Origin of the sequence: Kluyvera intermedia, assembly GCF_021440345.1 — a bacterium.
Lineage (GTDB): Bacteria > Pseudomonadota > Gammaproteobacteria > Enterobacterales > Enterobacteriaceae > Kluyvera > Kluyvera intermedia_A.
Genome location: NZ_JAKCNS010000064.1, coordinates 23792 through 34072 on the forward strand (window position 1 = coordinate 23792; position 10281 = coordinate 34072).

Below are 10281 nucleotides of genomic sequence, written 5' to 3' on the forward strand. Positions count from 1 at the left end.
CGCCACGGTTGTCACTACTGCCATCTCTCCTGCTGAAGCTCCAGCAGCAATAGCATCATCAGCGCCTGCGCGTACGGCACGGGTGCCATAGCAATATCGCAGTAGTACTGGAGATCCGGACCGACCATCGTCCCTTTTGACGCTTCCAGCACGATCCCGCGCTCGTCGATCCTGTCGCGCAGTGCGTGCCACGCCCGCAGCGCATGATCGGCCACTTTCTCGTCGAGGATCCCCATGCGCACACCGCGCAGCATGCCGTAGGCGATCCCAGCGGTGGCGGAAGATTCCTGCGGGGAAAGCGGATCGTCAAGCAGCGTATGCCACATGCCGTTGTCGGCCTGCACATCACAAAGCGTATTCACCTGACGCGCCACCACCGCCGACAAATAGCGCTGCACGCTGGCGTCGAGGCTGTCGCCCAGCAGCGCGATAAACTCCGGAATAGCCACGGTTATCCAGGCATTACCGCGTCCCCAGAAGGCTTTGGAGAAATGGTGTTGACCGACAAACGTCCAGCCGTGATACCACAGGCCGCTCGCCGGCTCGCACAGATAGCGGGTATGCAACAGGAACTGGTACGACGCTTCGTCAATCAGATCTTTGCGCTTTAGCACCACACCCGCGGTACCGAGGAACAGGCAGGTCATAAACAGCGTGTCGTCCCACAGGTGGCCGGTGTTGGGCTGCTCCTTGACCACGTGCTGGAAGCCGCCCTCTTCGGTTTTCGGCAAAGTGCGCAGCAGATCGTCGGCCCAATGATTCACGACCGCCAGCAGATCCTGCCGCCCGGTATGCCCGGCCACCAGCGCCAGGGTGATCATCGGGGCGGTGGTATTGATCTGGATCTCCGGTAGCCCTTTCGCCAGTTGGCCTTCGTACCAGGCAAGGATCGATTGTTGCAAACCCTCGTCACCCTGCTGACGCGCATACTGCCAGAAACCGTAAAGGCCAACGCCCACTTCCCATTCCCACTCTTCAAAGTGGATGGCAAAACCTTCGCCACCGTTGCCCACTTCACCGATATTTTTCAGGCGACAGAAACCCTGCACCACCTGCTCCAGCAGGGTATTTAACGCGGCGTTGTTCATTGTGATTCTCCTGAAAAAACAACCTGAAGTTCATTGCCGGTGAGCGTAGGGAAGGCGGCATTTACGCCGTCGTCCTGGCATTCACCCTGCCAGCTCAGCTGCATCACGGTACGGCTGGCATCAATAACCCGAGCGCTATCGCCCTGCAGCGCAATACGCAGCGCATCGCCGCGCTGGCAGAAGGCGCGAAACGCCTGTTCATCGCCCTCGGCCACTTCCAGCCACCACGCAACGTGGTGCCCTTCGGCACGCACTTCATCGCCATTGACGATTAACGGCTGCGAACAAAGGATCATCGCAAAAGCGTTGCCGGCACGTACCGCGTAGCCCTGCGCCAGCGGGCGCACCTCATCAAAGGCTTCCGCAGCAAGGTGGAGATGGGTCCAGTTCAGGCGCTCGCCTTCAGGCAACCGCCACAGCATCAGCGCCCGGTTGTTCACCTGCATCACGCGCGGCAGTACGCCATTACCCGCCCAGAAGGAGGGGCGCGCTTCGCTGCCCGGCTGCACATCACCAGGATGGTTGATCCACAAACGCGCGTCGGGGCGAGTGGCAAACTGCACATCAACCAGATGCTGCTGATGCCCACGTTCACCGCTATGGTGATCAACGCAGCTGGAGAGGCTGACCGTCGGCTGTTTCCACGCCACGATATTACCGCCGCCGCACTGGTAATGCGCGCTCAGCGCCCCATGGCGCAAGCGGGCGTAGTGCGCCGTCTCCACCGGTGGCGCGTAGTCACTCAAGCAGAAAAACGGCAGCGAGGCGCATTTGCGGTTAGCATGCCCGCCGCCCCACGCCACGTGGCCAAAAGCGGAAAGCTCAGTAAGTGGGCTGGCGAGCAGCTCTTTTTCATACACCCGTCCCATGGTGCCGGCCGCAATACCGGACTGATAGTGCAGCGCGCTGGTTAGCATCAGGCGGTCGATCAGCCGATGGGCGCGCTGGCGCAGCGCGGCATCCTCGGCCAGCTGATAGAGCGCGAACAGGCCAATGTAGTCCACCGGATAATAAGGGGCGGAATTCCACTCCACGAACCCCTGCTGTTCCACGGCGTCAAACCAGGTGTGCAGACGCTGGCTGGCAATCGCCATCTGCTCTCGCCCCCTGCGGCCGGAGGCGATAAACAGCTCATCCGGGAACATCTGCCCGGCCAGATACTGGGCGACGTGGAAGCACAGCGCGTGGTTTTCACTCCAGAACCACATCACGTCGTTGCCCTGTTCGTCATACCAATAGCGATAGCCGAGGATGGCGGAGCGCACGCGCTTCCACAGCACCGCCGGGAAATGTTCGCCATGAAAATCACGCCAAATCCACAGCAGCGGCACCATGGAGAAATCCGAGCAGTCCTGGCGGGCGCTGATGCGCTGTAGCGTAGTGATGAGCAGTTCCTGCGCCTGTGGGCCGTTCTCACCAACGTGCAGCATCGCCAGTAGTCGGCCGGTGCGCGGTACACCGTGTCGGGCAATATAGCTAAGTGCTTCGCGCTTGCGTGTTTCCAGCACACCTTCCCCGCCGGGTAGTGGCACGTCACTCAGCACAGTGGCGCTCAGGCTGCGGCTCATGACCACATCGCCCAGCGAGGCGGTGAGTTCCAGTCGATAGTGGCCGATACCAAGCGTTTCCGGGAGCGGGAGGACCAGCCCATTATGACCCGTTTTCAGCGAACCAAAATCCAGCGGACAGGTGGCGATACAGTCGTTGCCCAGGCTGTAAACCGCGCCGCTTAGCGTCAGGCTGATATCGGCCAGACACGGAAGATGGAACGTTGAATGGCGAGTAACCACGCTCGCCGGTAGCGAATCCATAAACGCCCGCAAGGTATTGGCATCGGCGTTATTCATCTCTGGCAGCTCGGCTTCCAGCGGTTCACCCGCAAGATAAGTCATGCGGAAAGCAAAAAGGGTGTCACGCTCAAACAACTCATCGAGATGAATAAGCAGCGCGTTATCACCGGGCTGAAGGGCTAGTTCGACGGACGTCGTTTGCAGCGTGTTGCGGGTAAATGGCGTAAAGCAGGCGGCCTGTACGCCGTTGCACCAGATACGGACGCCGCCGCAGGTGGCTATCTCAAACGGGTAACGGCCAGCTTTCGCGGCATGCAGCGTGACGCGCAGCCAACGCTGGCTATGGGTGGCAACGGGCTGCACGCCGGAAAAGGTCACGGTATCGCTGGCCCCGGTGTAGGTCACCGCGGCGGCCGGTAACGCACGTTCCGGTGAGACTTCACGCCGGGCGACGTCGCGGCGGAAAATACGCCGGCAAAAAGAATCCTCCGCCGGACCTTTACCGTTGGCGAAGTGATAATCCATCGCCGCATCCCGCGCCTCGCCCGTGAAAAACTCGGCAAACCGCTCATTATGCGGCGCCGAAACCGTAAAACGCGTCAGCGCCTCGCCCGCTACCAGCCTCATGTAAATCCCCTCAGTAACCGCTTGGTGAATGGGCGACATTGTCAAAGAAAGGGCGGGAAGCGCGCTATGCGTCTGCGGGGACGGTTTGATGGAACTGACTGGTTATTCACACTCTGCGTTGGAGGGGAAGATAAAATGTGACGGGCATCACTTCTTAAAATCCGCTACCGCCGTGAGAGCCGGGAAAACTCACGTTTCCCGGTTTACGGGCAGCCACAAACAGTGACAATCATCACGTTTTAGCCTTTCAGCAGCGTCAGCTCATGGCTCAGGCTATCTGCCAGCATGCGGACGCGCGTGGGGTCGAACAGAACATGCAACCCTGGAGACGCCTCCGCATGCTGGGCACAGAAGCTGTCCATCTCGGAAGCGCAGCGGTACAGCTCCTGGAGATTCACCTGGCAAATCTCCCGCATGCTCCAGCTGTTTTCCACCAGCCGGGCAAAATGGAGGGTGAAGAAGGCTTTTTGCGCATGACGGAACAGCAGGCAGTAGAGGTCAAAGCCCTGCCACTCTTCAAGCCAGCGCCGATGCAGCGAGAAGGGAAACGCCGCACGGTCAGCAAAAGCCAGCGCCTGCTCGCGCAGAGTCTGCGCCGCCTGGTAGGCACGGTCTTTCTCTTCGGCAATCAGCGACAGGTTACGCCCAGAGATGCCCACGTCACTGGCGCTGAAAAAGATATCCCGCTCGGAGCCCGGCAGCCAGTGGTTGCGATTGAGCTGTCCGTACAGGCTCCAGACCGCCTGGCCATAGCTTTCCGGCACCTGACTGTGGCGATGAAAAACGTGGTCGCGCACATAGATGGCCTGATACAACACCTGCCCCGCCTGCGCCAGCAGTTGCTGAAACTCGTCAAACGTCGCCTCATCAGGGCGCCAGCCGTAGCTCTCATCCAGCCAGTAGGTGAGCAACGCCGCGTGGGTCAGATGCTCATTTTCCCGCGCCAGGATCTGGCTACAGGCCACGAGATTACATTCGCTAAGCGTCCCCATCACCCAGTGATTGTCGACCCCTTCCCAGCTGGTTTTGCACACGGCACCGGTAATGGCGGCATTGCCCCGGCACCACAGCAGGCGTCCCTGCAGTTCATCAATACGCGGGAACGGCAGCACGCCCCAGCCCACCTCTTCCCCCACCAGATCCAGTTCGACCCATACGTCGCGGTCTTCCACATCCACCAGCGCAGGGTTATTGGGAAACGTTGGCCAGAAGCGTTCCGGCGTCAGTTTGATAGAAACCGACACACAGGAAGGCAACGTGCGGATGGCCTCCATCACATTGCTGATATCGTGGTTGCCCGCCGGGAAGGCACGCAGCACCAGGTGTTTGTTCTCCCGCATCACCGCACGCGCCATCGCGCTAAAGCATTGGCTATAGCGGGACAGACTGCGGGGATCGATATGCGGAGAGGGATCGTCCTGGCCGGTCAGTTCCCAGTTCGGCCGGGAGATCGGCAGCAAGCCGTCGGTGTTGGAAAGCGCCACCAGCAGCCCGCTCATTGCCGGAATTTGCTGGCACAACAGGGTGAGCTTATCCGCCAGGTACTGGCACCAGAATTCGACATCGAAACGTATGCTGCCGTCTTTATCAATCAGCTGCGGATGCGCCGCCAGCAAGTCGGCCGGAAAACTGAGTTCTTTTGCCTGAAGATAGAATTTCAGCCCGTTTTTCTGGCAGTAGCCGGCCAGCCGGTTGAGGTAGACGCAGCGAGCGCGCTGCTGGCTGGAGAGGCGATCGTTGTACTGATGCGGGGTGTAGCCTTTGGGGGAAACCAGCTTGTCGAACAGATCGACCTGGCCGACCACTACGGTATTAAAATCATGGCGAACCGCCCATTGCACTAGCTCACAGGCTTTATCCCAGTTCCAGAACTCCTGGTTATTGAGCTCCAGCGCGCGCGTCTTCCACATCATCTTCTCCCTCAGGCCACTACGGCGAGCGGCTATTGTAAGCACAGATGAGGGAGAAGAATCAGCGTTCTGAAGTGAGCTACTTCACAATAAATCGCGTTGGTGCAAAACAGTTGAGCAGCCGATGGAGGATAAAGACCATCGTCAGGGTCGCTAGCAGCGATACCGTCACCGAGGTTGCGCGGTAGAGATCGCTGAACACCAGGTCGCCATCCGGCTGGAGGTTCTGGCCGAACATAATGCCGATGGTGGTGATACTGGCAAACCCCACGCCCGCGCCGACTTTTTCCATCACGTGCAGCCGTGCGCTAAAGGCAAGGCCAAGGCCAATCAGCGGCATCATCAGCAGCATATGGCTGCTGTGATCGTAGAGGATCAGCTGTACCACCAGAATATACAGACAGGCCAGCACCACGCCCGCCACGCGCCAGATTGAGCTGATGACCGCGCCGCGATAGTGCATCGGGAAGAGGATCAGGATCCCTGCCATCAGCGCCGAGAGCGAATCGCTCAGATCGCTTATCTGGAAAACGACGAAGATTATCGTCGCCACGGTGCCGGAGAGCAGCGATTCGTGACGCACGCGGGCGGCGTCTTTTTCAATCAGCGGCGACGGCTTACGCGCTTCCACATCCGGGATCAGGTAATGCAGCAGCGCGCTCAGCGCCACCGCCATCACGCTAGCTTCGATGTTAGAAAACAGCAGCGTATGCCAGTTGGCGGTGGGATAGCTCATAAAGTTGAGCATCACGCTTTGGCACACCACGCCCATCGAGCCAAATAAAAACAGCGGCCCTTTACTCATAAAGCGAAAGCGCACCACGTACAGTGCGAACACCGCCACCGTCATGATCACCGGCCATTGGCTCAGATAACCGATGATCAGCACCATTTCGAGGCAGTTTAACGATGCGCTGAAGATAAATTGTTTGGCGACGTGGCGATTAAACACCGGCACCAGCGACATCAGTAGCAGTGGATAAACCACAAAGAAGACGCCGTAGTGGGTGTCGTAAAAGGTCGAAATGCTCAGCGCAATCGTCCCGGCGATAGAAATGCGCATGGTCTGACGGAAATCATTCGCCGTATAGACGATGTTTCCGTGAGGGGTAAAGACCTGCGCGAGGGTGTTAATAGACATAGTGCAGCCAGCTAATCAGGTGGATTTGCAGCCCGGAGAAGAAGCGGGCAAAAGCGCCTTCGCTGTTGTAGAGCTGCACCGTGGCGCGTGCACCGGTCGGCAGCGTTTTCTCCAGCGGTTCATCGAGGGCGACGTGAATACGCATACGCTGCGCGTCACGCACCCAGCGAGTCGATTGCTCGGGCTGGGACAGCTCGCCGTTTACCGCTTCCTGGCCTGCGAGAATACCGGCATCGCTGCTGGTCACTTTCGCGGCAAAAACTTTCCCGGGAAACGCATCAAAGACTACCGCCGCATCGGTACCCTGTTTGGTATGACGCAGGCTCTTTTCGCGGAAATCGGCGACGATATCGGTGTTTTGATTCACCACAGCCATCACTGCGCTGCCTGCTGCCGCGTACAGCCCTGGGCTCAACTGCAGGTTGCTGACGGTACCATCCGCTTCGGCGCGGATCTTCGTCCAGCCGAGGTTCAACTGCGCTTCCTGAAGCGTGGTTTGATACTGCTTCAGCGTCACATTGCGATTATCGTCACGTTCACCGCGCTGGATTTGCAGATTGTAAATGGTGGCGTGCAGCGCGGTGACCGACTGTTCGCTGGTCTGCCAGGTAGTACGCACTTTATCGAGATCCGCCTGCGAGACGTTCTGCATGCTGCTTAAACGCTGATAGCGATCGTAGGTCACCCGATCGTTACGCGCGGTGAGCTGCGCGGTTTTCAGGTTCGCTTCGGCGGCGGCAATTTGCGCATCAAGCTGCTGGTTGCTCAGTTTGGCCTGCGCCAGCGCCAGCGTGGCAGCATCGACTTTATTCTGGAACGGCGTGGGATCGAGCTCATACAGCAGATCGCCTTTTTTCACTGCGCTGTTGTTGTGCACGTAGACCTGCGAAACGTAGCCGGACACACGCGAGGAGATCGGCGTGACCACGCGCATCACCGTGGAGTCCGGGGTGAGCGGGATCCAGATATCAGCGACGATAAAATAGGCAAACATCAGCAGGAAAGAGACAATACTGACCCTTACCCAGCGGGCAAACTTTTGTTCTGGCGTCATCATGGTGTTATTCGGTTTTGTTATTCTCTTCGCGGATAATCCGCAGATTGCAGGCAATGTGATTCAGGGTGTCGCTAAACTTCGCGATGTCTTCGGCGGGGATATCGTGTGATACCCGGGTCTGGAACGCTTCAATCACCTGATTTAGCGTCTGGAGTACGGACCGACCTTCATCGGTGAGCGTCAGCAGGCGAATGCGTTTGTCATACGGCGAAACCGTGCGCAGCAGATAGCCCTGCTGCTCCAGCAGCGTGAGCGTGCGCATCAGCGGCGGCAGCTCAATGCCCTGCATTTCCGCTAGCTCGCTCACCGACACGTTATCGCCCAGCTGATGAAGCTGCATCAGCACCGTCCAACTGGACTGGGTCAGGCCGGTATCGGTAATCGCATGATCGATGATAGATCGCCATTGGCGTACAACCATCGCCATACGCATCCCCATCGGGCGGCGGGCAAACAGTTCATCTTCAGTCATGACAATCTCCGATTATTTCGTACCAGCACGATAATACTTACCATGGTAAGTATCAAGGAACGTAATCGGTAAACCGCATGGAATGCACAATGGCCCTACTTTCCGGCGATGTATTCCACATCCATCGACACACAGTCAACAAAGCCGATACGGGCAAGGGTGGTGGCGGGGCCTTTGGCGACGAACGGTACGCGATATTCATCGTCTTCAATGGTCACTTCGCCAAAAACTAATTCTGGCGTCAGGGTACCGAGGGTACTTTTTTCACGATACCAGTGGGGAAAACGGCCTCGTAAATAGTCGTCTTTAACCATTAATAGTGCTTTGCGGGAGAAGTCATGGCGGCACAATTCGCTATCATCCGAGCCAATTTCATAAATGAAAAATATCACCGCAACGCCCGAAGTCAGCAGGGCACAAAATAGTGCAGTCACTAATAATGTTTTTTTCATGCTGAAGGTAAGTTGATTGGTTTAAAGGGTTATGGCATCAATAGTCATTCTAGAAACAAATAAATTCTTGTAAAGCAATGCGTTGGTATTGTTTCGTAAATATCGTTCGATTCAATCAATAAAAAATACCAAGCCTACGAAATTAATCATAACGATAGCCAGTAAACGCATCATTTCGTTTTAGATACGATAAAAATGACACTTTATCATTCCTACAGCATTAGGACCGTCTAATCTATTATCATTAAAAAGTCATCCTTGAGTACGTAAAATGAAATCGGTTTGTATATTTATCGGATATATATTATTTCAATAAAGACAATAAATATAAAACTTGGGAGATATCATTTACCTCACGCATTATTTTTGGTGGTTGCGACAAACCTCCCTCTTCCGCTTAACGAAATCACAGGATCCAAGAGTGGACAACCGCCCCCGTTTGGTGGCAGGATAAAAAGATGAACACAAATGTGACCGTCCTTCGCTCAAACCGTTGGTGGCTGCCTGCATAACAGGCGGCACGGGTTACGTTACCTATTTTCCAGAAGCCGCCGAAAGGCGGCTTTGTTGTTTCTCAGTGGCGTCTTTCGGCTCAATGCATGATGAGGAGTCTCTGATGAACACCACCCACACAATCCTGACCGGCGACCGTCCAACTGGGCAACTGCATCTTGGCCACTATGTTGGTTCTCTGCGCCTGCGCGTCGAACTTCAGCATGAACATCAACAGTTTATCCTGATTGCCGATCTTCAGGGGCTGACGGATAACGGCAGCAATCCGCAGAAAATCAGCCACAACATCCTTGAAGTGATGGCCGATTATCTGGCCGTCGGCATCGATCCAAAACGCACTACCATTTGCCTGCAGTCAGCCCTCCCTGCGCTGGCTGAGCTGACCGCGCTATATATGAATATCGTCACCGTCGCCCGCGTCGAGCGTAATCCGACGGTCAAAAACGAGATTGCGCAGAAAGGCTTTTCCAGCGCGCTGCCGGTGGGTTTTATGGCCTATCCTATAAGCCAGGCCGCCGACATTACCGCTTTCAACGCAGACTTTGTGCCTGTGGGCGACGACCAGCTGCCAATGATTGAGCAAACCAACGAGATTGTGCACAAAATGAATAGCCTGACGACCACGCCGGTGCTGCGCCACTGTAAAGCGCTGCTGAGCGATGTAAGCCGTTTGCCGGGTATCGATGGTGGCGCGAAGATGTCGAAATCGTTAGGCAATACGCTGACCCTTTCCGCCAGTGAAAGCGAGATCCACCAGGCGGTAAGCGCCATGTATACCGACCCCAACCACCTGCGGGTGGCCGATCCGGGGCAGATCGAGGGTAACGTCGTTTTCACGTACCTGGATGCTTTCCATCCAGATAAAGCCCTTGTCGCCGAGATGAAAGCCCACTATCAGCGCGGTGGCCTTGGTGACAGGCAGTGTAAGAATGTGCTGGAGAGCTGCTTACAGGAGTTGCTGGCTCCTATCCGCGAACGCCGCGCCAGCGTGGTTCAGGACAAAGGACAGTTGATGGAGCTGCTGCGCCAGGGCAGCGAGCGGGCACACGAAGTGACACAGCAGACGCTGCATGCCGTGAAACGCGGGCTGGGATTGCCGGTGCTGTTCTGAAGTTTTCGTGGGCATTTGCTAGTAGATGCCCACTTCACATCTTGATGGAAGGAGATATATGGTGGAATGGAAGCGAACAATATCCGATTTTTTACCACTATACAGACGCAAAAAAGCCCA

General features: G+C 56.7%; 8 protein-coding genes. 1 reads left to right on the plus strand and 7 read right to left on the minus strand.

Features of this window, described 5'->3' with window-relative positions; all coding sequences use genetic code 11:
• Nucleotides 1-14: 14 nt before the first annotated feature.
• The 7 genes from LZ634_RS17250 to LZ634_RS17280 all read right to left on the minus strand — a co-directional run bounded on the left by LZ634_RS17250 (nt 15) and on the right by LZ634_RS17280 (nt 8477).
• Nucleotides 15-1088, minus strand: coding sequence for a glycoside hydrolase family 105 protein (locus tag LZ634_RS17250; protein WP_234507433.1), 1074 nt, complete (start codon nt 1086-1088; stop codon nt 15-17).
• A complete protein-coding gene (locus LZ634_RS17255; protein WP_234507435.1) occupies nt 1085-3505 on the minus strand; it encodes a hypothetical protein in 2421 nt (806 codons plus the stop codon). Before LZ634_RS17255 ends, LZ634_RS17250 begins: the two co-directional genes overlap by 4 nt.
• A gap of 239 nt (nt 3506-3744) precedes the next feature.
• Nucleotides 3745-5415, minus strand: coding sequence for a hypothetical protein (locus LZ634_RS17260; RefSeq protein ID WP_234507445.1), 1671 nt, complete (start codon nt 5413-5415; stop codon nt 3745-3747).
• 79 nt (nt 5416-5494) lie between these two features.
• The gene (locus tag LZ634_RS17265; protein WP_234507437.1) at nt 5495-6556 is read right to left on the minus strand and encodes a DUF2955 domain-containing protein; all 1062 of its coding nucleotides are present in this window, start codon (nt 6554-6556) and stop codon (nt 5495-5497) included.
• Nucleotides 6546-7613 (minus strand): HlyD family secretion protein, encoded by a 1068-nt coding sequence (locus tag LZ634_RS17270; protein WP_234507439.1) that lies wholly within the window; start codon nt 7611-7613, stop codon nt 6546-6548. Before LZ634_RS17270 ends, LZ634_RS17265 begins: the two co-directional genes overlap by 11 nt.
• A 4-nt stretch (nt 7614-7617) precedes the next feature.
• Nucleotides 7618-8085, minus strand: a complete 468-nt coding sequence (locus LZ634_RS17275) for a MarR family winged helix-turn-helix transcriptional regulator (RefSeq protein ID WP_061283091.1) — start codon at nt 8083-8085, stop codon at nt 7618-7620.
• A gap of 95 nt (nt 8086-8180) precedes the next feature.
• Nucleotides 8181-8477, minus strand: coding sequence for a protein YebF (locus tag LZ634_RS17280; protein WP_234507441.1), 297 nt, complete (start codon nt 8475-8477; stop codon nt 8181-8183).
• A gap of 676 nt (nt 8478-9153) precedes the next feature.
• Here LZ634_RS17280 and trpS point away from each other — a divergent pair.
• On the plus strand, nt 9154-10161 hold the full coding sequence (gene trpS / locus LZ634_RS17285; RefSeq protein WP_234507443.1) for a tryptophan--tRNA ligase: 1008 nt from the start codon (nt 9154-9156) through the stop codon (nt 10159-10161).
• The last annotated feature ends 120 nt before the right edge of the window (nt 10162-10281 follow it).